The organism is Cupriavidus sp. (assembly GCF_057315035.1).
Genome location: NZ_DBHKYV010000004.1, coordinates 90,743 through 115,181, shown reverse-complemented (window position 1 = coordinate 115,181; position 24,439 = coordinate 90,743). Strand labels below are relative to the sequence as shown.

The window sequence follows — 24,439 nt, the reverse complement described above, 5'->3', positions numbered from 1 at the left end:
ATGGCACCATCACGCAAGCCGCGCGATTCGCTCGCACCCGATCCTGACGGTGAACACTTCGAGCCGCACGTGCCCCATGTCGACTATGGCGTGCTGGACTCACTGGTCGGGTATGCAATCCGGCGCGCGCAGATCCGCATTTATGAGGATTTTGTTGCGTCGCTGGCGGAATGGAATATCACACCACCGCGCTTCTCGGCGCTGCAGATCATTGCGCGCAATCCGCAACTGAAGTTGACCGACCTCGCGCGTATTCTTGGCATTGCGCGCTCGGGAGCGGTGCTGCTGGTGGATGCGCTGGAGGCCATGGCGTTGGTTGAGCGATTGCCGGTGCCCACTGACCGACGGGCATACAGCCTGGTGTTGACCGATAACGGACGCCGGACACTGCAGGCCGCCACCGATGCGGTATGCGCGCACGACGCGCGGATTGCAGCGGGGTTGACCGGTGACGAGCAGGTCTTGTTGCGAGGGTTGCTGGAGAAATTGGGGCGGTAGGTGTTGATGCGCCAGCCCTCTCCCCCAGCCCCTCTCCCGCGCGCGGGAGAGGGGGGCAAACCGACAGCACTTCATTCAAGCCACGACCGGCATGCCTGGTAGCAACTTGTCCAGTGTTACCGGGTAATCGCGCACCCTTACCCCTGTGGCGTGATACACGGCATTGGCGACCGCCGCAGCCACGCCACAGATGCCAAGCTCGCCAACGCCCTTGGCCTTCATCGGCGACGACACCGGATCTGTCTCATCGAGAAAGATCACTTCCTGGTGCGGGATATCGGCATGTACCGGGACCTCATAGCCAGCCAGGTCGTGGTTGACGAAGTACCCCGCGCGCTTGTCGATGTGAAGTTCCTCCATTAGTGCCGCACCAACGCCCATCGTCATGGCACCGATCACCTGGCTGCGCGCCGACTTGGGATTCAGGATGCGCCCGGCGGCGCAAACTGCAAGCATGCGCTGTACGCGGATTTCCGCGGTAGCAAGATCAACCGCGACCTCCACGAAGTGGCCACCGAACGTCGACTGCTGGTACTTCTTGTCGAGGTTGCCGAACTCGATCGTGTCTTCGGCCGATGCGCCGGCGAACTGCGTCAGCGGCACGCTGCGGCCGCCCGCGCGGATCTGGCCACCATCGAACACCGCTTCGGCCGCATTCAGTCCCGCGCGCTCCACCAGCGTCTTGCGCAGCTTCACGCAGGCCGCATAGACACCCGACGTCGAACTGTTGCCGCCCCACTGCCCGCCCGACCCCGCCGATACCGGATAGGCCGAATCGCCAAGCCGCACAGTGACGCGATCCAGTGGCACCCCCATCATTTCGGCTGCGGTCTGCGCAATGACCGTATAGCTGCCGGTGCCGATATCGGTCATGTCGGTTTCCACGACCACCATGCCATTTGCGTCGATGGCAACGCGCGCGCCCGATTTCATGACCAGGTTATTGCGGAATGCCGAAGCCACGCCCATGCCAATCATCCAGCGCCCTTCGCGCATCGACGCAGGCTTCGCATTGCGTCGATTCCAGCCGAACCGCTCGGCACCCAGGCGCAGGCACTCTACAAACCGGCGCTGGGAGAACGGCCGCTGCGGCTTCTCCGGATCGACCTGCGTATCGTTGAGAATGCGGAACTGCACCGGGTCCATGCCCACTTTCTCGGCCATCTCATCTATGGCGATTTCCAGTGCCATCAGTCCGGGCGCTTCCCCGGGGGCCCGCATCGCATTGCCTTCAGGCAGGTCGAGCGTAGCCAGTTGCATCGAGGTCATGCGGTTGGCGCCCGCATAGAGCAAGCGCGTCTGCATCACAGCCGTTTCGGGCTGACCGCCTTCGAGGTCACCAGACCAGCTCTCGTGACCGATCGCGGTGATTTTGCCGTCTTGCGTGGCGCCGATGCGGATACGCTGGATCGTGGCAGGCCGATGCGTCGTGTTGTTGATCATCAGCGGACGGGTCAGTGCCACCTTGACCGGACGCTTCGCAGCTCGGGCGCCAAGCGCGGCCAATAGCGCTTCGGCACGAATAAACAGCTTGCCGCCAAAGCCGCCGCCAATAAATGGCGAGACGATCCGCACTTTCTCCTTGGGCAGTCCGAGCGTACGGGCCAGGTCGTCGCGACCCCACGCAATCATCTGGTTCGCGGTCCACACGGTAAGCTTGTCGCCGTCCCACGCCGCAATCGACGCATGCGGCTCCATCATCGCGTGAGACTGGTCAGGAGTGGTGTAGCGCGCATCGAGCTGAACCGGCGCAGCGGCAAACGCGCCTGCGAAGTTACCGACTTCGGTATCGGGTTTCGAATCCTTCTTGGGTTTTTCGGCCCAGCAGCATGCATCTTCGAGGTCGAAGCGACCCTTCTCCTGAACGTAGTCCACGCGAATCTGCAACGCCGCGGCACGCGCCTGCTCAAACGTTTCCGCCACCACCAGCGCAACCGCCTGATGGTAGTGCTGGATTTCGGGGCCGCCCAGCAGCTTGGCTGTATTGCGCTGCCCCTTGCCAAGCTTTCCCGCATTGGCTGCAGTGACGATTGCCAGCACGCCTGGCGCACGGCGCGCTTCGTCGAGATGCATCGCCTGGATACGACCCTTGGCAATACCGGCGCCCACCACATAGCCATAGGCCTGGTTCGGTGCCACATCATGGCGTTCGTAGGCGTACGGTGCGGTGCCGGTCGTTTTTCGGGCACCGTCGATACGGTCCACTGCCTGGCCAATCACGCGTCCCTGGTCGATCGGATTGGTGGTGGCGGGTGTGTCGAATTTCATGGCTTCACCCCTTTGCCTGAAGCATTGCCGCAGCCAGCGTACGCCGCACGAGCTGGATCTTGAAAGCGTTGTCCTGCGTGGGCGTGGCGCCGTCCAGCAGCCGCTGCGTCATCGCGGTGGGACCATGCGGCATCTCGCCTTCGGCCGCCTCAACACGCCATGGCCTGGGTGCCACGCCACCCAGCGCCACGCGCCCGGTGCCGTCGCGCTGGATGATGGCCGCTACTGAAACCAGTGCAAACGCATACGATGCCCGGTCCCGTACCTTGCGATAGATCTGCACGCCACCAATGGGAGCCGGCAGGGTGACCGCCGTAATCAGTTCCCCGCGCTCCAGCACCGTGTCGATGTGAGGTGTATTGCCGGGTAGCCGATGGAAATCCGCGATCGGGATCACACGGCGGGCCCCATTCGGACGCACGGTCTCCACACTGGCATCGAGCACACGCATGGCCACGGCCATATCGCTCGGATGCGTGGCGATGCAAGCATTGCTGCCGCCAATCACGGCCAGCTGTCGCGTCACGCCACCGATCGCCGCACAACCGCTGCCCGGCACGCGCTTGTTGCATGGCTGGTCGGTGTCATAGAAATAGGGACAACGTGTACGCTGCAGCAGGTTACCCGCCGTGGTGGCGCGGTTGCGCAGCTGACCGGACGCACCGGCCAGCAACGCGCGCGACAGCACGCCATAGTCGCGCCGCACGCGCGGATCCGCTGCCAGGTCTGTATTGCGCACCAGGGCGCCAATGCGCAGGCCGCCTTGCGGCGCCGCTTCGATCTGATCGAGCGCGAGCCCGTTTACATCGACCAGGTGGGTGGGCGCCTCGATACCGAGCTTCATCAGATCGAGCAGGTTCGTACCGCCCGCGATGAAGCGGGCGCCGGGCGTTTGCAAGGTGGCCGCGGCTGCCTCGGCGGGCGACGCTGCCCGCTCATAGGTGAATGGGTTCATGTCTGGCTCCCGGCAACCTCGCTGATCGCGTCAAGGATGTTCGAGTAGGCGCCGCAGCGACAGATATTGCCGCTCATCCGTTCCCGGATCTCACCCGGAGACAGGTGCGGACGCGCATTGAGGTCAGGGCTCACGTGACTTGGAATGCCAGCGCGGATTTCATCGAGCATGGCCACGGCCGAGCAGATCTGGCCCGGCGTGCAATAGCCGCACTGGTAGCCGTCATGCCTGACGAATGCCACCTGCATCGGGTGCATGCGGTTGGGCGTACCAAGGCCTTCGACCGTGGTGATCTTCGCGCCTTCGTGCATGACCGCCAGCGTCAGGCACGAATTGATACGGCGGCCGTCGACGATCACCGTGCAGGCACCACACTGCCCGTGATCGCAGCCCTTCTTGGTACCGGTCAGTTGCAGGTGTTCGCGCAGCGCATCGAGCAGCGTGGTGCGCGTATCGAGCTCCAGCGCGCGCGGCTGGCCATTGACGATAAATGCCACCTTCGACGCCACCGGCTTGAGCGCGGCCGGAGATTGGGACGGTGGGTGAACGGCAGATGGCGCGGCGGCACCGGCTGGCGCGGCTGCCGCCGTGACCGACGCCGCACTCACCATGACGAATTCCCGCCGCGAAAGCTTGAGGTCGCTTGAGGCTTTGGCTTCCATGTCGTTGGATCCTTTCTGAAGGTCAGAGGGATGGCAACGTGGCGAGACTTGCACGCAGGAATTACATGGCGATGCCGCACAAGGCCGGCGTCGGGCCAACAGAAATCTGGCTGTGAGGAGAATGTCGCGCTTGCCGCACGTTGCTTGGCGGAAGCGGCGCAGGAAGCGTGCCACCGGCGCGGGCCGCTGGCATTACCGGTAGCCCGGCTCAGTGGGTTGAGCCGGTTCAGCGGTAGCTGACAGTGACTTCGTTGCTGCGGCCTTGCAGCAGTGGGGTCATACCGCCCTGGCCTGGCAGCCGGTAGGCGAACACAAAGCCCTTGGTCGCGTCGTCGCCGACGAATGCGTCGGTCTTGCCCTCGGCACCCGACAACAGCACGCAGCGATCCGCATTGCACAGATACGCCTGCAGGTCGATTGGCGGGGTGCGCGTAAAGCTGTAGCGCCAGCGCACCGAAGTGATCCTGCCCATGGCCTGGGGCATCGTCGCCAGCGGCATGACCGGCAACGATAGCGTGCGCTGGCCACGATTGGCGATCTGCGGTGCCGCGGCCGATGCCGTCCATGCATAACGCGAACCCGTGAGCTCGTAGGTCGCTCGCGTGAACACCGGCGCGGGTGTCTGCGCGCCGGTCCAGGCGGGTCCCATCGCGCAGCACATGGCAACGACCAGGGCGCGCCGCATTACAGCATTCCGCGCAGCTGGTTACGCAGTCGCGTAATGGCCTGGCTGCGGATCTGGCAAACGCGTGATTCCGTGACCTCGAGTACCGCGCCGATTTCGCGCAGGTTCAGTTCCTGGTCGTAGCACAGCGACAGCACCAGTTTCTCGCGCTCGGGCAGCTTGTCGATGGCGCGGATCAGCGCGTCGCGCATGCCCGATTCCATCAGCACCGTCAACGGATTGCCGTCGTCGGTCACGCCCAGGTGGCGATCGAGAAAATCCTCTTCGCCAGAGCGCTCGAAGTCTTCATAGTGCAACAGCTGGCACCCATAGACCTCGTTGAGCAGCTCCTGGTATTCGTCGAGCGCCATGTCCAGTTCCTTGGCCACTTCCGAATCGATCGGCGTGCGGCCAAGCTTCTGTTCCAGCTGGCGTTGGGTACGCTCGATCTTGCGCGTGAACTGGCGCAGGCTGCGCGACTGCCAGTCGTTGGCGCGCACCTCGTCGAGCATCGCGCCACGAATGCGCTGGCTTGCGTAAGTCTCGAACCGGGCGCCGTGATTGTCTTCATAGCGCTTGGCGGCGTCGAGCAGACCGATCATGCCGGCCTGGATCAGGTCATCGATCTGTACGCTGGCGGGCAACTTGGCCGCCAGTTGCAGCGCGATGCGCCGCACCAGCGATGCGTGTGACTTGACCACGTCCGCCTGCTCGAGCTTTCCCTGAATCGTGTACATGGTGGAATTCTCGGTGAATGCTATCTGTTTGGGCCAGCGCCGGAGAGGCTGAAATCGGCAACTGGCTGGCTGAGTTTCCGGTCTTGTCGAGACTTCTTGTTCTTTACGTCATGCGGGAACGGCCGAAGCCGCTCCCAGGGGCGATGCTTCGTGTCGCAACGGCCACGCGCCAATACGGCTCGCGATATGCCGCAAGGCACCGGTGGCGGCGGCGGCGGGATACGCCTCCACCACGCAGCGCCCCAGCTGGAGCGCACGCGCCACCAGCGGATCCATCGGCAGGTAACCTGCCAGTCCAGCCTCCACGCCCAGGTACTGGCTCGCGGTGCGGGCCAGGTTGCGCGCGAGCGCCGTTACCGTGCCCTCCGCGACCGCCATGTTGACGACCAGCTGGAACTGACGGCATGCGTATTCGTGGTGCAGCCGCTTGATACAGGCATAGGCTGCGGTGATCGACGTGGCCTCTGGGCGCATGACGATCACAAAATTGTGTGCGGTGCCCGCGAGCGGCGACAGCGCGCCGCTCTTGTCACGGCGCGCGTCGATCAGCACCGAGCGCATGTCTGGCAGCAGCGTGGTCAGCGCACGCTCGTCGGGCATGGCACCGGCAGGCGCTTGTCCTGCCGGCAGCACGGCAATGCCGCTGGCCGGACGCGTGCCGAGCGCCGCGCCGAATGGCACGCGGCCACCCAGCACATCGGCCAGCGTGGCAGTCGGCGTAGCGCCGGCGAGCCGCATGGCACGGGCGCCATGCTGGTCTTCATCGACCAGCAGCACGCGTTCACCCTGCATCGACAGCGCATTGGCCAAACCCAGTGCAACCGTGGTCGTACCGGCGCCGGAGTCCGCGCCCACCACGGCAATCCGCCGTGTCACGCGCGGTGCCAGCAAGCGGCGCAGGCTTTCAGCCTGATCGGAGCCCATCAGGTTCACGATCTACTCCCCGGCGGCCGCGAGCTGCGGCATGGCGTCCATGGCAGCCATCGCCTGCAGCGCAGCCGTGGCCGGTTCCGGTGCGTCGCCGGCCGCCAGAGTCGGCGTCACGCTGCGGCCCGGATAGTTTTCCAGCACGTCCAGCAGCGCGAGCAGGCGACCCATGCCCTCGTTCAATACCGTTCCCGCTACCGGCGCATCGACACGCGCCGATGCGCGCCCGGCCAGACGGGACAGGAAGGCCGGCGCTGTCGCCGTTGGCAGATGTTGCAGACGCAGTGCGGTCAGACCCAGCTGCAGCGACACCATATTGGCGCACAGCGCCTGGTCTTCATCGCCTTCCTGCGCAAAGTGTTCCATGGCGTGGCGCAGCGTGCGGAACTGCTCCTCCGCGGAGAGCGTCCACTGCGACCAGCGCGCAACCTGTGCGGCGTCGTTGGCCAGTGCAGGGTCGCACAGCACGTATTCCACCGACAGCGTGTCGCCGGATTCCTGATCCACCATGCGCGATACCACCAGGCATGCTTCGATGCCGGATTCGGCACCGTTGTTGGCGCGCGCGCGTGCCGCGGTACGGACCTGGCTGTCCGGAATACGCACGAGGCAGTGCGCAAGCCAGTGCACGGCATCGCGGTCGCGGCAGCTAACGTCGCCAATCGCATGGAACGTCAGCGTGTCGGCGATCGTATCGAGCTTGTTGGCCAGGCCATCGGCAATCGCACGCGTGGTCTTGCGCGTACCGGCAACCCAGCGTTCACCCAGTTGCTGCCAGCGTGCCAGCGTGGCCGAGGTCGGCAGCGACGTGTTCAGGTTCACCACGGTCCGCGCCGCCGCCAGCGTGGCGCGCACCGTGGCTGCCTCCGCATCGGCCTCGGCTTCGGTCATCGACTGGCGCGCACGGCCCGCTGGCACCACGGTGCTGGCCAGCGGCATGCCGTCGCGGTCGGCCAGCCAGAGCGTGTGCTGCATCATCTGCGGCGCGCGACGGCCTTGCACCGGCTGCGCCACGTTCTGCGTGACGGCCAGCACAAAGCGATCGCAAGCACGGCTAGCTTCCCGGCACATGGTCAGGCGCACCTGCTGCGCCATCGGACGCAGCGCGGACACACCGGCCGCGCGCTGTTGCCACAGCTGGCGCGCCAGGTCGAATCCGTAGCGGGCGTCGTTCAGTTCCTGCACGCAGACGCCAACGGCATTGGCGCTGTCGGTCAGCGAACGCAGCATGTCGTCAGCGCCGCTGCGCTCTGCCTGGCGTGAGGCCACGGCTTCCACGGCACCGGCCTGACGGCGGGCCACATCGGCGTCATTGAACAGCGAACCGCGCCGCGGCGTCAGGAACGCACGTTCCACCAGTGCGCCAGCCTGGGCCAGTTCCAGATGTTCGGGCACGCGCTGGCCGGTCGAGGCGTAGAACACCGGCAGACGGTGGCGGATCACCACGTCGAGCACCGAGCCCAGGTGCGTGGCTTCATCGAGCTTGCTGATGATGCAGCCGTCGATACCACCTGCGGCACCGGCTGCATCGTTGCGATAGGCGTGCACGACTTCGTTGAGCGTATCGCCGTGGGCCGCGCCATTGAGCAGCAGCACCCGCTGCATCGGTGTCTGCACACCGGCCAGCATGGCGATCTGGTCGGAGAGACTGCGGTCACGCTGGCTCATGCCCACCGTGTCGATAATGACGAGGTGCTTGTCCTTCATGGCCGACAGCGCGAAACGCAGGTCGGCGGCATCCTTCACCGCATGCACCGGCACGCCAAGAATGTCGCCGTAGATGCGCAGTTGTTCGTGCGCACCGATCCGGAAGCGGTCGGTGGTCAGCAGCGCCAGGCTTTGCGGACCATGGCGCAGTACAAAGCGTGCGGCCAGCTTGGCGGTAGTGGTGGTCTTGCCGACACCGGTCGGTCCAATCAGTGCCAGCACGCCGCCTTGGGCGAACAGGGCATCCTCGTCGGACAGCACCGGTACCTTCTTGGCAAGTTCCTGCCGGATCCAGGCCATGGCAGCCGGGCGATCGGTGCCCACCGGCAGGCGCGACAGCAGCGTGCGCGACAACTGCCCCGAGAAACCTGCGTTGACCAGCCATTCGAACAGCGATTCACGCAGCGGGTCGCCAACGGCCACACCGGACGCGCCGCTCGACAGGCCGGCGAACTGGCGCTCGAGCATCGAACGCATCGAAGCCAGCTCACCGCGCAGATCGCCCAATGCGGCGTCGTCCTGCGCAGCGGCAACAGGAGCCGTTGCGGTGAGGGCACTGGCAGTAGCCATGGCCGTCATCGGCGGGAACGCGTCTGCGGCAGGTGCCTGCATGTCGTGCAGCGCCTGCAGCATCGGCAGCGGCGAAGGCAGTGCCGCGGCCGGTGGTTCGTACATCTGCGCGCCGGCACTCACGGCGCCAAGATCGGTATCGCGCATCGCCACGATTTCCACGCCGCCGTCGATGGAGCGGTTCGAGAGCACCACGGCGTCGGGGCCCATGGCCTCACGCACCTTGCGCATCGCTTCGCGGCCATTGGCCGCCACAAACTTTGCCACGCTCATTGTTCAGTCCTCACGCTGCGCCGCCGATCATGGCGGTAATGCGGATATTGCGGTTGTCCGGTACTTCGGCATGCGACAGCACTTTCAGCTGGGGCAACGTGCGGCGCAGGAAGCGCGCCATCAGCGGCCGCATTGGCGCCGGCACCAGCAGCACCGGATCCAGACCCAGTTGTTCCTGGCGCATCACCGCGTTCTGCGCCTGCTGCAGCAGCGCATCGGCCAGGCCCGGCTCGATGCCGCCACCATTAGTCATGGCCTGTGTCAGCACCCGTTCCAGTCCGGCATCGAGGCCGATGACCTGCATGTCGGCATTGTTCGGGAACAGTTGCTGGGTGATGGCGCGGCCCAGTGCCACGCGGACCAGCGTGGTCAGTTCGGCAGGGTCGTTGATCTTGGGCGCATTCTCGGCCACCACATCGAGGATCGTGCGCATGTCGCGGATCGCCACGCCTTCGTCGAGCAGGTTCTGCAGTACCTTCTGCAAACCCGTCAGCGAGATGGTCTTCGGCACCAGGTCCTCGGTCAGCTTCGGTGCTTCCTTGGCAATGCGGTCCAGCAGCGCCTGCACTTCCTGGCGACCCAGCAGTTCGGACGCGTGCATCTGGATCACATGGTTCAGGTGGGTGGCCACCACGGTGCTGGCATCCACCACCGTGTAGCCGTAGGCCTGGGCCTGTTCCTTGAGGCTGGCATCGATCCACACCGCCGGCAGGCCAAAGGCGGGATCGCGCGTGACCGCACCAGGCAGCGTGCCGGTAACCTGTCCCGGGTTGATGGCCATCCATTGGCCCGGGTTGGCTTCGCCACTGCCAACTTCCACGCCCTTGAGCGTGATCCGATAGGCGGTGGGCTTCAGCTCGAGGTTGTCGCGAATATGGACTACCGGCACCAGGAAGCCGATATCCTGGGCAATCTTCTTGCGGATGCTCTTGATGCGGCCCAGCAGTTCGCCGTTCTGCGCGCGATCCACGAGCGTGATCAGGCGGTAACCCACTTCCATGCCGAGCGGGTCCACCATCGTGACGTCTTCCCAGGTGGCTTCCGCCGATTCGGCCGGCACGGCGGGGGCGCGCTCTTCCTTGGTCTTGGTCTCGGTGGCCTTCGCCTCGCGCTGCAACAGGTAGCGGCCAAACCAGCCTAGGCCGCCGGCCAGCAGCAGGAACGCGAAATGCGGCATGCCCGGGATCAGGCCCATCGTGCCGATGATGGCGGCGGTAATGAACATCACGCGCGGATTCGAGAACAGCTGGCCGGTCAGCTGCTGGCCAACGTCCTGCTCGTTCGACACGCGCGACACGATCACACCGGCCGCCGTGGAGATCACCAGTGCTGGAATCTGTGCCACGAGGCCATCGCCGATGGTCAGCAGCGTGTAGTTGTGCACGGCCGTACCGAAGTCCAGGTCGTGCTGCACCATGCCGACCACCATGCCGGCCGCCACGTTGATGAACATGATCAGCAGGCCGGCAATCGCGTCACCGCGCACGAACTTCGACGCACCGTCCATGGCACCGTAGAAATCCGACTCCTGCGACACTTCGGCGCGGCGCTTGCGGGCACCGTCTTCATTGATCAGCCCGGCGTTCAGATCGGCATCGATTGCCATCTGCTTGCCTGGCATGGCATCGAGCATGAAGCGCGCGCCAACTTCGGCGATACGGCCGGCACCCTTGGTGATGACCATGAAGTTGATCACCACCAGGATCGCGAACACCACGATACCGACGGCAAAGTTGCCGCCCACCAGGAAGTGACCGAAGGCCTCGATCACCTTGCCTGCGGCGTCTGGGCCGGTATGGCCTTCGAGCAGCACCACGCGCGTGGAAGCCACGTTCAGGGACAGGCGCAGCAGCGTGGAGAACAGCAGCACGGCCGGAAACGCGGCAAAGTCCAGCGGACGCTGCGTGTACATGCCGACCAGCAGCACCATGATCGACAGTGCGATATTGAAGGTGAACAGCAGGTCCAGGATGAACGCCGGCAACGGCAGGATCATCATGCCGAGGATCATGACGATCAGCAGCGGGCCGGCCAGCGCCTTCATCTGGGCGCCACCCCGCAGTGCGGGCATGTTGAAAAGATTGGTCAGTGCGTTCATGCGCGGCTTTCCGGTACGGCAAGTTCATCCGGCACCAGCAGCTCCGACGGCGCATCAGGCTGCGGGCCGTAGCTGTAATGCCAGTTCTTCAGTTGAAACACCCAGGCCAGGATTTCGGCCACGGCGGTATACAGGCCCGCCGGGATCTCGTGTCCCAGTTCCACGTGACGGTGCAGCGCGCGCGCCAGCGGCGGCGCCGACAACACCGGCACGCGATGCTCGGCGGCCAGCTCGCGAATGCGTGCGGCCACCTCGTCGCTACCCTTGGCCACCACGCGCGGCGCATTCCAGCGCGCGCTTTCGTCGTAGCGCAGTGCCACGGCGAAGTGGGTGGGGTTGGTCACCACCACGTCCGCCTTGGGCACTTCGGCCATCATGCGGCGACGCGCCATGGCCCGCTGCTGCTGGCGGATCTTGGCCTTGATGTGCGGGTCGCCATCGCTTTCCTTCATTTCCTGCTTGACCTCTTCCTTGGTCATGCGCAGCTTCTTGTAGAACGTCCACAACTGCCAGGGAACGTCCAGTGCCGCTACCAGCAGCAACGATCCGGCCACCATGCCGCACACATAGAGCACCATGTCCATCATGTGCTGCAGTGCTTCCTGGACCGGCGCGTTCATCAGCGCGATGGCTTCCGGCAGTTCGCGCCAGACCATCCAGGCACCCACGCCACCCACCAGCAATGACTTGGCGATGGCCTTGACCAGTTCCACCAGCGCATGCGACGAGAACATCCGCCCAAGGCCTGCCAGTGGCGACAAGCGGGTGAAATCGGGCGAGAACGACTTGGTAGAGAAAATCCATCCGCCCAGCGCCAGCGGCGCCACCAGCGCCGCGACGCCAAACATCAGCAGTAGCGGCATGAAGGCCAGCAGGCTGTCCCAGACCGCCATGGCGAACTGCGACAACATCCGGTTCGTATCGAAGGCCGTGGCCGGTTCAAATGCCAGGCTCGCATGCATGACCGCATTGAGCTTGCGACCCAGCGTGCCGCCCATGATCCATAGGCCAAGCACGCCCGTCATCAGCATCACGAACGTGCCGAGCTCGCGCGAACGCACCACCTGCCCCTCCTCGCGCGCCTTTTCAAGGCGCCGGGGTGAGGCGGGTTCGGTTTTCTCGAGATCGCTTTCCTCGGACATGGACGCTCCAATGCGAAGCGCACGGACGGCACTTCGTCACCGAGGATTATCAAATCCCGGATTGGAAAGCATTGGGAGGAAAAGGCGGGGAAACAGGTGCCTGTTTCAGGAATGAGGGGGGCAGCGGAAATAACGGCCCCGGGGGTCGCGATCTTTATAGCCAGATCGTCAAATTGTGTTTGGCTCCCCTCTCCCGCCAGGCGGGAGAGGGGAGACCACCATCATTTACCGCACCACGTCGTCGTGGTCGGTCGACATCGCTACTTCACGCCACGCGGTCAACTCCGCCTCCACGGCCTTGTGCTTCTGTTCGATCCGGGCCACGGCGTCCGAGCCCAGCGGCAGGCGCAGCGGCGGATTGTCGCTATCGACCAGGCCCAGCACAGCCACGACCAGCTTGCGCGGATCGCCCGGCTGAGCGTGGTTGGCACCCTCGGCAAAGACGCGCATCTTGCCGACCGTCTCGGCATAGTCATCAATGATGGCCTTGGTCGAGACCAGCGAGTTGTCGTTGAGGAAGTCCGTACGGAAGAAGCCCGGCTCCACGACCGTCACCTTGATGCCCAGCGGCGCAAGCTCTTGCGACATCGCTTCGGTCAGGCCTTCCACCGCGAACTTCGAAGCCCCGTAGACGCCCCAGCCGTGATACGCGGAGTAACCGCCGAGCGAAGAGATATTGACGACATGGCCGCTGCGTTGCTTGCGCATCTGCGGCAGGACCGCACGCGACACGGCCAGCAGGCCAAAGACATTGGTGTCGAAGTTAGCCTTCGCTTCGGCTACGCTCGTTTCCTCGACGGCACCCAGCACGCCGTAACCGGCATTGTTGACGAGCACGTCGATGCGACCGAAGCGCTCGACGCCTTGGCGTACCGCTTCTACGGCATCTTCTTCCCGTGTGACATCGACCTTTACAGCCAGCAGGTTTGGCTGCTCACCAAATACATCAATGACTTGCTGCGGATTGCGTGCGGTAGCAATCACATTGTCGCCGCGTTGCAATGCGGCGCGGACGATCAGCGTACCGAAGCCACGCGAGGCGCCGGTGACAAACCAGACCTTGGCCTGGGGTTGAGTTTGAATCGATTGCGAGGATTGGGACATGACTGACTCCATGGATCTGACGGGTAGGAATTGCATTCCGGGTCCGTTTGCCTTTGTCTGGTCTGGCAGCGGCGCCGTTGAGACCCATGGTAGGTAGGCATTGGTTGGCAAACAATGGTGATCTTGTTTGCCTTTCTCACAACTATAAGTTGCCAATAACTTGACTCAGGGAACTGTAGACCGAACTGAATCCGGCAGGTATTCGTCGTAGCGCTGCCTGAGCCAAGCCATGCCATCATCGCGTGTGATCGTGCAATTGAGCTTGCTCCTGAACGCTTCCATGCGCACGCGCGCAGCATTAAGAATGCCTCCCCATGTCGACAGACCAATCCGCAGGGTGCGATCCTGGTGCGTACATCCGAAGGTCCCGTTCGAATAGCCGAGCATGCGGGAAGCTTCGGGTGTGATGTCATTCGACACAGCCAAAAAAGTCCAATGCGTGCTGGCTGTATCGAAGCGTTCGTCCGAGGCAACCGCCATCGCATAGCTTTCGAGCTGCGCCTTGGCCGCGAGATCAATCTTTCTGGACGGCCGCTTCAACTCCACCACAAGGAACTCGCGGCGCAGGTTTGCGTACGCTGGCAATTCCCGCCCCAGCACGAGGTCCACGACGCCCTCGCGTCCGTTGTCCCTGAGAACGGCGTTCCGAAGGCTCGCATGGCCACCGTCGAGCTTGCCGATATGCTTGTGCAACACGGTGGTCAGGTTCTCGTCGCTACTGGTCAACTGGAACTCTTCACCGAAAATCCAGGTCTCGTTGGCAAGCATCCGATGTAACTGGTCACGCTCCCTGAAGCTGTGTTTGCTACCGGATTCGAATAGCAGCGCCTGCAGGCCAGAGAGAAACTGGAGTCGATCCGTTACCATCTTGCTGGCTTCGATGATTGACGAAAGCGAAGTCAGCTGGAAAAGATTGGTAAGCCCATTTGCCCGCTCCTCAGGAAGATTGAGCACCTCGGTCAGAATGCGCCGCAAAGTCGCCGGGCTGTCCTCCAGTGTTGCCTTGAGCATTTGCAGCGTGAAGCGCCGGTCTTGCCGGGTGCCGGTCCTGAATACATCGACGTGTTCGTGGATGCTGAGCGCACAGATGTCGAACATCTCACGACGGGCCTCCTCGATAGCATCTTCGGAGGCCCCGACAAACGGGTAGACACCCTCGCTCTTCCATTGCCGGATCTTGGCAAAGGCCTCATCTGTCCGATGCTTTTTCTGTCGAGCCTTGAGCGTTTCCCGAGCGCTCGCGACAAGCAGCAGGAGCGCCGGATCGATGCGCTCATTGAGTGGCAGGCCAGAGTGCTCGAAGTCGTCCGCCACGACGCCGGATTCCGGGACGCGCATCCTGGCGGATCCAAGGTTTCGCACTTCCATTGCGGCCTCCATCAATGTTCAGATGCGGGCCAGATTAGCATCGCGTCCTGCACTTTGGAGCCGATGCGCACACTCGGCAGCCTACTTTCAGAACTCTCTCAAACAACCACTCACTCAAGCCGCCCGGGCTCGATTTCTATGCCTAACTGCCCGGCCATCTCCTCCACCAGCGCTTGCAGTCGCGCCACCTTGTCTTCCAGCGCGCGATGGCTGATGCGCAACGCTTCGAACTCCGACGGCGAGGCGGCCGCGTCGGTGGCGCTGCGTGTTGAACCCGCAAATTCGGCAACGCTGACCTCGCCGCACAGCAGATGCATCCACCTGTGCTCGCGCTCGCCGGGCGAGCGTGGCAGCTTCACGACCAGGGCTGGAGTCCGCTCGGCCAGTTCATCAAGGAAGCCTTCCACCGAGGAGATGTCGGCGAACGCATGCAGCCGTGCCGTATTCAGCCGCAGTTCGGCAGCGGTCTGCGGTCCACGCAGCAGCAATGTCGACAACAACGCCGCCGACTGGCTTGGCACCCCGAGGACCTTGCCCAGGTTCTGCTCGAAGCGCGGCACGCGGCTGCTGCTGCCTTCGAACACCAGGCTCAGCGTTTTCAGGCCGTCGATGGCGGTCAGGATCTCGTCCTCGCTCACGCTCATTACCGGCAGACGTGCGGTCTTCTGGTTGCATCCGGATGCGAGTGCATTGAGCGACAGCGGGTAGGTATCGGGCACGGTGTACTGCTTTTCCAGCAGGACCGCCACGACGCGTCCCTCCAGCGGGGTAAGCACGCGCAGTGCGGGACGGGGCGGTGTAACGGGAGTCTGGTCCATCGGTGATCTCGGGCAGGTTGGCAACGCGCCCATTGAAGCGCAAGGGCCGCGCCGATGCAACAGCGACAGGTATAAGGAATTGCGAAAACATTCGTTGGCCTTCGCGCCGGAGCCACGTACGGTCGGGGCTTGACCGATCCGGAAAGTTCCCTCGCATGACCATCTCCCGTCGCCGCTTCCTGCGTGTCGCCAGCACCGGCACCGCGCTCGCCATGCTTTCTCCCGTCCATGCGCAATCACGCCAGGTCCTGAAGGCGGGCGACCAGAAAGGCGGCCTGCGCGCGCTGCTCGAATCGGCCGATGCGCTCAAGGGCCTCGCCTACGATATCCAGTGGACCGAGTTCCCGGCGGCCGCGCCGCTGGCCGAGGCGCTCAACGCCGGGGCGGTGGATAGCGGCCCGATTGGCGATGCCCCTGCCATCTTTGCGCTGGCGGCCGGCACGCGCATCAAGCTGATTGGTGCCAATCGCTCCGACCCCTATGGCACGGCAGTGCTGGTACGCCCCGATTCCCCGCTCAAGACGGCCGCCGACCTGAAAGGCAAGCGCATTGGCACCAACCGCGGCTCGATTGGTCACTTCGTCACGCTCAAGGCGCTGGCATCGGCTGGACTGAAGCCCGAAGATGCCGACATCCGTTTTTTGCCGCCAGCCGATGCAAAGCTGGCGCTGACCAATGGCTCGGTCGATGCCTGGGCCACCTGGGAACCCTACACGGCCATGGCCGAAACCAGCGGCCACGCACGCGTCCTGGTAAGTGGCCGCGGCTTGTGGTCAGGGCTGAGCTACCTGGCCGCCACCGACACGGCGCTGGCCAGCAAGCGTGCGGTGCTCGCCGACTTCCTGCAGCGCGTCGGGCGGGCACAGGTATGGTCATATCAGCACGCGCCCGAGTTCTCGGCTGCGCTGGCGCGCATCATCGGCATCTCGCCCGAAGCCGCAAGGTTGCAGTTCGAGCGGCGCCGTACACAGTGGCAGCCCATCGATGCAGAGTTGATCGCGGTGCAACAGCAGACCGCCGACTTCTATCTGAAGTCGGGACTGCTGAAACAGCGGCTCGACGTGGCCGCCACGTTCGACAGGAGCTTTCCGCTCAGCGCGTGACAGCGGCCTTGGCCGGCCGACGCGCAAGCAGCGGCTGCCCAACGCCTTCCACGCCAACCAGCCCCAGCACCGTGGTCAGACCCCATTGCGCGCCTTCCCAGGCGTTCGTGGGGTCGAACCACTCGTCACGCGAATGCGATCCACCCGATTTGCCGCCGCTGCCGATAATGATGGCCGGAATGCCCAATGCCATCGGCACGTTGGCGTCGGTGCTGCCACCGCGCAGTGACGGCGCAGCCTTGCTGTTGGCCTTGATCACGCGCACTGCCGACTGCACGATCACCGAATCGGTGGGCGTGATGCCGGCAGGGCGGTCGCCGATCTGGCGAGTCTGGAACGTGATCTCCTGACCCTTGGCCGGCGTCCAGCGGGCATTCTCCTCCGCCACGCCAGCGGCAATCGCGTCCATGATGTGTTTCTCGGTTTCCAGCAGCGACGGGGTGCCGTTGGAACGGATATCGATCGCCATGCGCGCATCGCCCGCAATCGCATTCACCGAGGTACCACCACCGACGGTGCCGACCGTAAACGTGGTCTTGGGATCGGTGGGCGTACGCACGTCACTGATCTTACCGACCGCGCGACCCATCGCATGAATTGCGCTCGGCAGTCCGAATGCGCCAAAGCTGTGGCCCCCCGGTCCTTTGAACACCACCTCGTAGCGGTGGCTGCCGGTACCTTGCGTCAACACGCGGTCGCCCGTACCGGGCTCGATACCGACCATGCCATCGATGTCCGGATGATCGCGGAACACGGCCTTCATGCCGCGCAGATTGCCCAGTTCCTCCTCGCCCACGTTGCCGACGAATACCAGGTCTCCCACGGTACGTACCTGGTTCTCGTTGAGCACCTTGAGCCACGAGAGCAATACCGTCAGCCCGCGCGTATCGTCGCCAATCCCGGGGGCATAGAGCTTGCCGTCGCGCGCTTTCACGGTAACGTCGGTGCCCTCCGGAAATACGGTATCCAGATGGGCCGAAACCAGCAGCTTTGGTCCGTTGCCGGTACCTTTGCGAATCCCGATCGCATTGCCTTCGGCATCAATGTGGGCGTCATCGAGGCCCAGTGCCTTGAGTCGGGAAACAAAATACTCGGCGCGCGCCTTTTCCTTGAATGGTGGCGCCGGAATCTCGGTCAGCGTCTTGAGCTCGGCCAGCGCGCGAGCATCGTCGGCACGCACGTCGGCCATCAGCTTCTTGTACATCGGCGCAGCCTCCAACCTTGCGTAGGCGCCATCGACGCTCGATGACACCTGCGGAACGGGCAAGGTCTGGGCCTGGGCGATGCCGGTGAATGCCAACGTGGCAACGGTGCAAGCTGCGAGGTAACGGGAATGCGCGTGGAGCATGGGGGCGTGATCCTGCGAAAGCGTAGTGAATGGCCCGATGCGAGGCCACACCTCTTGGTCATCGGGGCGTTCGTGGATTGTGCCAGCGAACGGGCTCGCACGCGTGTTTCAGTTCGCTGGATCAACCCGGCCCAATCGATCCGGACATCGAAACCCTCGCAGCAGATCCGAGGTCCATGGATTGGGCAGGCTGCCCACGTGGACGTCGAAGCTGGCCTTGCGCCCGTCGAAATCGAACTCTGCCTGCAACCTGCCAGCCGTTGCCGAGGACGCAATGCGCGCCCGATCGAACAATCTCATCAATGCCCACGGTCCGTTGACCGAGATCGTCGAAGTCTCGGGCCGGACCCGGGGATAGGCGGTGAGCTCCGCCCGCTGACCACCATCGGGCCCTGGCCATGCGATTCGCAACGGCGCCACGGGGCCATGTACGTAGCGCTGGGCCTGTCCGTCGATATCGATCTGCAACGACACAATCTCGGGATCGACATCGGCCACCTTCAACTCCAACGTCAAGGCCAACTGCTTCGCGGCCGGTTCGCGGAAGAACGCCTCGCGGATCGCGCGGGCGCGCTGGAACGGTACCAGGCTGGGTCCTGTCACGGGTGGTACGTCGGGGGCGGTCAAGCGGTAGCGCCAAGGGGAGATGGTGGTGTCCACATGCGGAGCCAGCACCTGCTGGAAAAATTCATCGAGCAGGCCCCCGGCCGCGAAGATGCGCAAGAAATCGGCTGCATCCACATCCTGTGCCGAGGTTGGCGTGAACGGGTACTTGCCATCGATTGCGCTGCGGCACTGTTCGCCGACCGCGGCGTCGAGCTTGGCCACGAGAACCTGGCCAATGCCCTGGTTGACGCCGCGCGTACCCTGGGCCACCAGATCGGAAAGCACTGCCTTGAATGGCGCCGGCAGCCGGGCGGCCTCCATGCGCAACTGGTTCCCTGCATCGGCGGCTGGCGGCAGGTTGCGTGTATTCAGCACGTTGTTGGCGACCACCAGCGTGGTGTAGTAGGCGTTGAGCATGCTCGCCATCGCATCGAGCCTCGGCGAGCCTGGAACACCCGGTGCATTCGCCGAAGTGACCTCGGCCCTCCCCAAAACGACCTCGCGCAATGCGGCAAAGTGCTTGTCGACCAGTTCCCGCTCCTGGCCGCCTGCGTCCTGCGCATCGACGCCCTGGCCCAGCGTTGTCTCGTGCATCACGGCGCGACCCAGCCGTAGCAGCGGCGAATCGGCTGCGGCCAGCTGGCGCAGGACCTCGAGATCGAACGCCAGACTGTCGCCACTCACGACCCGAATATCGGCCAGAAAGCTCTCCCAGTGGCGCACGTACTCGGCCAGGTAGAGGCCACGGACCTCACGATGCAACCGATCATCGCCGGTTTTCTGGTCGATGGTGCCAACGGGGGCTCGCCCCATCACCCATGCATCCATGGCTTGCGCGTGATCGACAAACTCGGCCAGTCGCTTGTTGAAAAGACGGTGATAGCCGTCATGGGTGAACAGCCCTGGCACCCCTTGCTCCACCGACGCGCCGCTGGCGCGAGTCAATACCGCACCGGCCTGGGGCCCAACTGCGCGCGCCAGCGTGAAGTCGGGAGGTGCATCGTCCAGCATTGCGTCCCTGGCACGGTCATAGAGACGCTCGACCGACGAACTGCCATCCAGAAACGCTCGCGACGCCTGCACCAATGTGTCGTTGCGCGCGGAAAGCGACCGCAACACGCGGCGACCGTCGAGCAGGCTGTCGAATGTATCAAACGCTGTGATTCGACCGCCGAAATCCGCGGCGGCATTACCGGTGGCCCAGTCATTACGCATCCAGTCGCGTACGTCCGCCACATCGAATCGCTTCGCATCATGCAGCATCAGGTAGACACGCAACGCATCGTAGGTCCGGCGCCTATCCCGCGTCTCGACTGCTGCCGACAAGGCAGCTTCCACGCGCTGCACGAGGTAGGGGACAAGGATGCCGTCCTGCAATGATCGATGCGTGATGGCGGTGGCGTCTGCGATCCGTGGCACCACATACAGGCCGAAGCGCCAGTCGAGCCCGCGCGTTTGCAGCCCATTGCCGGGTATTTTGGGCAGGTTTTCCGCCATCGCAAGCAACTCTGGCGCGGCGCCGGGCCGCTGCCCGGCATGGAACGCCGTGATGCACTCCGCCACTTCGCGCGACTTCCGCGTGACATCATCGAGGTAAGCGCGGTTGTGATCGAAGCTGACACGCAGCCCGTAGGCAACCCACGCGAACAGTGCCAGGCACGCGCAATGCGCAATGATCCGCACCAGCCGGAATTGCAAGGCACGATACAGGTTTGGCCTGACCAGCCCCGCTTCAGGAACAATGATTCGCCGAAAGACGTCGCGCATGAAATAGCCGCGATGCGTTGCGGCCTTGCTTGTGCCAGCCAGGTTCTCGTCATCGCCGCCGTGGGCCATATCCCCTTGTGGCGAGGTGCTTGCCGCAGTACGTGCCAGGATCTGCATCACCGTATGCGGATCGCCCATCACCGATGGTCCACTCTGGATCGCACTGGTGAAATAGACACCACGGAACATCGGCTGCGATTCCGTATTGTCATAGCGTGAATCGAGGAAGACCTGCTCCAGCATATCGAGCAGCGGCACCACCATGCATTGCAGGTCATCGCAAAATCCCTGCATCCGCTTGCGTCCGATTGGGTCAGACATCTCATGCTGCCGAACGTGCCATCCATCGCGCAACCGCGCGAACAGCAATGTCATTTCGGCGCGACACTGCTGCGCCAGGGCCGGCAGCACCGATCCCCGCGTGCAGCGCTGCTCGCCAAGCGGCAGCGTGAAACCCCACGGCTGTGCACGGCCTTCACTGGAGAGGAACTGGAAGTGCTCGACAAAACCGGCAATCCGGTCGAGCTTGGTGACCAGCACATAGACTGGAAACTGCACGCCCAACTCTTGACGCAATTCCAGCAGCCGCTTGCGCAGCGACGCAGCCTGGACGCGTAACGCTTCTGGCGGTAGCGCCAGAAGGTCCGTGCAACTGATGGCGAGGATTGCGCCATTTACAGGTGCGCGTGGCCGATGCTTGCGCAGCTGCGCCAGCAGCGTGCTCCACTCGGCCCGGCTGCCGGTTGCGGTCTGCTCTTCTTCCGAATCCCGTAGTGTGTCCTGTTCCGTGTAGCGACCCGCTGTATCGACCAGTACCGCGTCGTCAGTCATCCAGCAATGCACATTGGCTGTGGCATCGGGCATGCGCGCGGCGTCCGCCATCTGTGCCGCGATCGGAAACGCAACACCGGCATTGAACAACGCGGTGGTCTTGCCCGCTCCGGTTGCCCCCATTACCAGATACCAGGGAAGCGCATATCGGTAGTTGATGCGGTCCAGGAGACCGCGAATGCCACGGCTCTTGCGCATGCATTTCAACCGGTCCAAGGCGCCCAGCACGGCCTGCGTTATCTGTGCACCGTCATCGCGCACTATCTGCATGGCAGCCGCATCGTCCTCCCTCTTTTGTGCCGGAATGTCTGTCATGAGCCAGTCCGCGCGCCATATGTCACGATGATCTCCACGCGCCGGTTTCGCGCCCGGTCCGCCATGGTGCGGTTGGATGCAAGCGGCTCGGTATCCCCCTTGCCCATGGCCTGCAGTCGTCCGGCGGTGACACCGTGGCTGGCGAGATACTCGCCGACGGTTAATGCTCGCGCTTCAGATAAGGTCTGGTTAGAGGAAAAGCGGGCGCCGCGAACGGGAATGTTGTCACTGTGACCCACCACGGTGACCTGCCCCGGCACTCTGGAGAGGCCGCCCGCCACCCTCCCAAGCAGCGGCAGCACATGGCTGCGAATATCGCTGCGGCCGCTTGCGAACATGTCGTCGCCGCGGAACGTGATCACGCTGCGGACTTCGTCGTCCTGAACACTGACAACACCACCGTCGATATCGGCCGCGAGCCATTCGCGCAAGCCTGGCGCCATGGGCCGCCCCGGAGGGTTCAGGTTGCCGATGGACAGGACCTGCTGTTCCGTGTCGGCGGTAGCTTCCAGCAGCTGATACTTGAACCAGCCAAACAACGCAGCCGCGACAAAACCCAGCACTGCCGCCATCATCCATATTGGAATGGTGCGAAACACGGCCGGCTTGCGCGTTGCCTCACCGCGCCAGTGAGGTGACAGTTCACGCGGGATATCGCCGTGCCGGCCGGCAAGCAATCCAAGCAGACGGCGCAGGGTGGCATCGAGCTCGCGATGGCCATCCGCCACTCCGGCATACTTGCCGGCAAAGCCCAACGACAGGACCTGGTAGAACACCTCGATCAGGTCATGATGCTCGACTGCGCTGGCCAGCAAGCGGTCCAGCAACTGAAAGCACCTGGCGCCGCCGGCCGTGTCCTGGTGCAGGCTGACCAGCAAACCGTACTGAGGCCAGCCATCCTGGCCCCACGGTCTTCCGTGCGCAGCTTCGTCCAGTGCGGTGCAAAGCAGGTAGCTGGCTGCCGCAGCGTGCGACTGGCGAATATTGGCGCGGTCACACAGTTGCTGGAAGCGCTCGACCTCGTCGATCAACAGATGGCGCAATGCCAAGGCAATGCTCGCCACCTGCGCGGCATCCGGCTGAGCGTCGCACTTGCACTCTGGCGGCGCGGTGCCAGGTAGTTGCACCGGCATCTCGGCCAGCGCGCGCAAGAGCGTTCGAGCGGCTTCCAGCAGCGGATTACGCGCCGTGGATACTCGCAGGATCTGCTGCTCGCGCGTGTCAGGCAAACGCCATTGCCACGGATCACAACGCAGCGCGGCCTTCCGCGCCGGAAACCTGGGAGCCGGGTCAGCATGTTCCGGCGATGCCGCGATCCCGGTTTCAGGGTTCACTCACGCACTCCCCACAGCTCCATACGCAGACCGGGAAAGGTGCCGGCGACATGCAGAACCAGGCCGCCAGACTTCAGCACCTGGTCCCACAAAGGCGGAGCCTGGGAGATCTCGAAGTAGACATGGCCCGCGTGGAATGGAATCTGGCGCGGTGGAACAGGCAGCGTTCGCAATGGCAGGCCGGGAAGATGTGAGCGGATAAGATCGGCGATGCCTGGCGAGGACCCCAGCTTGGTCTGCGCGGAAAACTGTTGCACCAGCGTATCGGGCGGCATCTGAGCGGAAATCGCCAGTACGAATCTTGCGAACCGTAGAATCTCCACCGGGTCGATTACCGCCATATGCAGACCATGGCGTTCCTCGCGCAGTTCGATACTCTGCGCACCGCGTTCGCGTACCACGTTGAGCAGATAGCGCAAATCATCGACCAGCGGCCGGATACAGGCGTGCGGTTCGCCATGGCGGTACGCAGGATAAGTCGTCGGACGGCGTGTATCCGTGCGCAAGAAGGTCGACAGTTCGCCAGCCAGCGTGGCGAATGTGGTGTACAACGTTTCCGGCGATGCGGAACCGGTGTCGCTCAGGTGTTTGAGCGCCGGCTCATGCCGATTCAGCAGCAAAAGAATCAGGTACTCGGCAGTCTCCGCGGTATCCGCGTCGCGTCCGCCGCCGCGGAGCAGCGCCTGCGCCACGGCATCCGCGCGCAGATGTAGCAAGCCATGGATCTCGATGAGCCAGTTGCGCAACTGATGGCTTGCGCAGAGCACGTTGACGGGCGGGATATGTGTAGGGTCGAGTCGCACGCTGCCGTCCGCACGGATATCCATCACCCGGGCCAGTGGCAAGCCAAGCCACGATGAAGTCATCTCGCTCTCCGGGACTAGCCGGATACGCAGGTTCGACAACTGCACAAGCGTGGGTCCCTGCGCAATCGAGTTGGCATCGGGCAGCTCGGCCTCGAAGACACGATAGCGGGCCAGCGACGCATCGGCGTCCTCGAAATTTGTTTCCTCCGCATGTGGTGCCCGCATGGGCACCGCAAGACAAATCACCTCGTTCAGATGCGCGGGCCCGATGGCAAGCGGCGCTGGTGGCGTGGTGTGGCCTGGCACATCGAACGGCGTGCCATCCTGGAACAGTCCATTGGCAGCGGACAGTACCAGCTTGCCAAGCGCAAGCGCGTCGGTATCGATCGTGTAGTGATGAAAGCCCCAGAAGAAAGGGCCCAGCGCCGCCGCACGTTTATGGGCGTAGTGCTCCAGGTAGCGTTCCTGCTGCTGAAATAGCTGCGGGCGCAGGAACAGCCCTTCACTCCAGACAACCTTGTTGTACCAGCTCATGACA

At 63.9% G+C, this 24,439-nt stretch carries 18 protein-coding genes; 2 read left to right on the top strand and 16 right to left on the bottom strand.

Annotated elements, in window-relative coordinates; all coding sequences use genetic code 11:
* Window positions 1–498 (top strand): MarR family transcriptional regulator, encoded by a 498-nt coding sequence (locus tag ACO550_RS09055; protein WP_315595967.1) that lies wholly within the window; start codon window positions 1–3, stop codon window positions 496–498.
* Between the two features lie 75 nt (window positions 499–573).
* Here the strand turns inward: ACO550_RS09055 and paoC are convergent, their stop codons facing one another.
* The 12 genes from paoC to ACO550_RS08995 form a co-directional block, all read right to left on the bottom strand.
* The gene (gene paoC / locus ACO550_RS09050; RefSeq protein ID WP_315595966.1) at window positions 574–2,766 is read right to left on the bottom strand and encodes an aldehyde oxidoreductase molybdenum-binding subunit PaoC; all 2,193 of its coding nucleotides are present in this window, start codon (window positions 2,764–2,766) and stop codon (window positions 574–576) included.
* Between the two features lie 4 nt (window positions 2,767–2,770).
* Window positions 2,771–3,721, bottom strand: coding sequence for an FAD binding domain-containing protein (locus ACO550_RS09045; protein WP_315595965.1), 951 nt, complete (start codon window positions 3,719–3,721; stop codon window positions 2,771–2,773).
* Entirely contained in the window at window positions 3,718–4,383 is a 666-nt protein-coding gene (paoA, locus tag ACO550_RS09040; RefSeq protein WP_315595964.1) for an aldehyde dehydrogenase iron-sulfur subunit PaoA, read from the bottom strand. The genes ACO550_RS09045 and paoA overlap by 4 nt, the downstream gene beginning before the upstream one ends.
* Before the next feature lie 226 nt (window positions 4,384–4,609).
* Window positions 4,610–5,068 carry a flagellar protein FlhE gene (locus tag ACO550_RS09035; RefSeq protein WP_315595963.1) on the bottom strand — a complete coding sequence of 153 codons (459 nt, stop codon included), beginning with the start codon at window positions 5,066–5,068 and terminating at the stop codon, window positions 4,610–4,612.
* Window positions 5,068–5,784 (bottom strand): RNA polymerase sigma factor FliA, encoded by a 717-nt coding sequence (locus ACO550_RS09030; protein WP_315595962.1) that lies wholly within the window; start codon window positions 5,782–5,784, stop codon window positions 5,068–5,070. Before ACO550_RS09030 ends, ACO550_RS09035 begins: the two co-directional genes overlap by 1 nt.
* A 108-nt stretch (window positions 5,785–5,892) precedes the next feature.
* A complete protein-coding gene (locus ACO550_RS09025; protein ID WP_315595983.1) occupies window positions 5,893–6,708 on the bottom strand; it encodes a MinD/ParA family ATP-binding protein in 816 nt (271 codons plus the stop codon).
* Between the two features lie 12 nt (window positions 6,709–6,720).
* Window positions 6,721–9,261, bottom strand: a complete 2,541-nt coding sequence (flhF, locus tag ACO550_RS09020; protein WP_315595961.1) for a flagellar biosynthesis GTPase FlhF — start codon at window positions 9,259–9,261, stop codon at window positions 6,721–6,723.
* 10 nt (window positions 9,262–9,271) lie between these two features.
* Window positions 9,272–11,359 carry a flagellar biosynthesis protein FlhA gene (flhA, locus tag ACO550_RS09015; RefSeq protein WP_315595960.1) on the bottom strand — a complete coding sequence of 696 codons (2,088 nt, stop codon included), beginning with the start codon at window positions 11,357–11,359 and terminating at the stop codon, window positions 9,272–9,274.
* A complete protein-coding gene (gene flhB, locus ACO550_RS09010) occupies window positions 11,356–12,501 on the bottom strand; it encodes a flagellar biosynthesis protein FlhB (RefSeq protein WP_315595959.1) in 1,146 nt (381 codons plus the stop codon). Before flhB ends, flhA begins: the two co-directional genes overlap by 4 nt.
* A gap of 225 nt (window positions 12,502–12,726) precedes the next feature.
* Window positions 12,727–13,605: an oxidoreductase gene (locus ACO550_RS09005; protein WP_315595958.1), complete on the bottom strand. Its 879-nt coding sequence runs from the start codon at window positions 13,603–13,605 to the stop codon at window positions 12,727–12,729.
* Between the two features lie 165 nt (window positions 13,606–13,770).
* Entirely contained in the window at window positions 13,771–14,973 is a 1,203-nt protein-coding gene (locus tag ACO550_RS09000) for a hypothetical protein (RefSeq protein WP_315595957.1), read from the bottom strand.
* Window positions 14,974–15,083: 110 nt separating this feature from the next.
* Window positions 15,084–15,791 carry a DUF480 domain-containing protein gene (locus ACO550_RS08995; RefSeq protein WP_315595956.1) on the bottom strand — a complete coding sequence of 236 codons (708 nt, stop codon included), beginning with the start codon at window positions 15,789–15,791 and terminating at the stop codon, window positions 15,084–15,086.
* Between the two features lie 155 nt (window positions 15,792–15,946).
* Here ACO550_RS08995 and ACO550_RS08990 point away from each other — a divergent pair, with 155 nt between their 5' ends.
* Window positions 15,947–16,894 (top strand): ABC transporter substrate-binding protein, encoded by a 948-nt coding sequence (locus ACO550_RS08990; RefSeq protein ID WP_485994640.1) that lies wholly within the window; start codon window positions 15,947–15,949, stop codon window positions 16,892–16,894.
* On the opposite strand, the gene ACO550_RS08985 is transcribed toward ACO550_RS08990, so the two are convergent.
* From ACO550_RS08985 to tssK, 4 genes are all read right to left on the bottom strand, one after another.
* A complete protein-coding gene (locus ACO550_RS08985) occupies window positions 16,884–18,242 on the bottom strand; it encodes a M20/M25/M40 family metallo-hydrolase (RefSeq protein WP_315595955.1) in 1,359 nt (452 codons plus the stop codon). The two genes, ACO550_RS08990 and ACO550_RS08985, sit on opposite strands and share 11 nt — an antisense overlap.
* A 108-nt stretch (window positions 18,243–18,350) precedes the next feature.
* Entirely contained in the window at window positions 18,351–21,761 is a 3,411-nt protein-coding gene (gene tssM / locus ACO550_RS08980; RefSeq protein WP_315595954.1) for a type VI secretion system membrane subunit TssM, read from the bottom strand.
* The gene (gene tssL, locus ACO550_RS08975; protein ID WP_315595953.1) at window positions 21,758–23,095 is read right to left on the bottom strand and encodes a type VI secretion system protein TssL, long form; all 1,338 of its coding nucleotides are present in this window, start codon (window positions 23,093–23,095) and stop codon (window positions 21,758–21,760) included. Before tssL ends, tssM begins: the two co-directional genes overlap by 4 nt.
* A complete protein-coding gene (gene tssK / locus ACO550_RS08970; protein WP_315595952.1) occupies window positions 23,092–24,435 on the bottom strand; it encodes a type VI secretion system baseplate subunit TssK in 1,344 nt (447 codons plus the stop codon). Before tssK ends, tssL begins: the two co-directional genes overlap by 4 nt.
* Window positions 24,436–24,439: the final 4 nt, after the last annotated feature.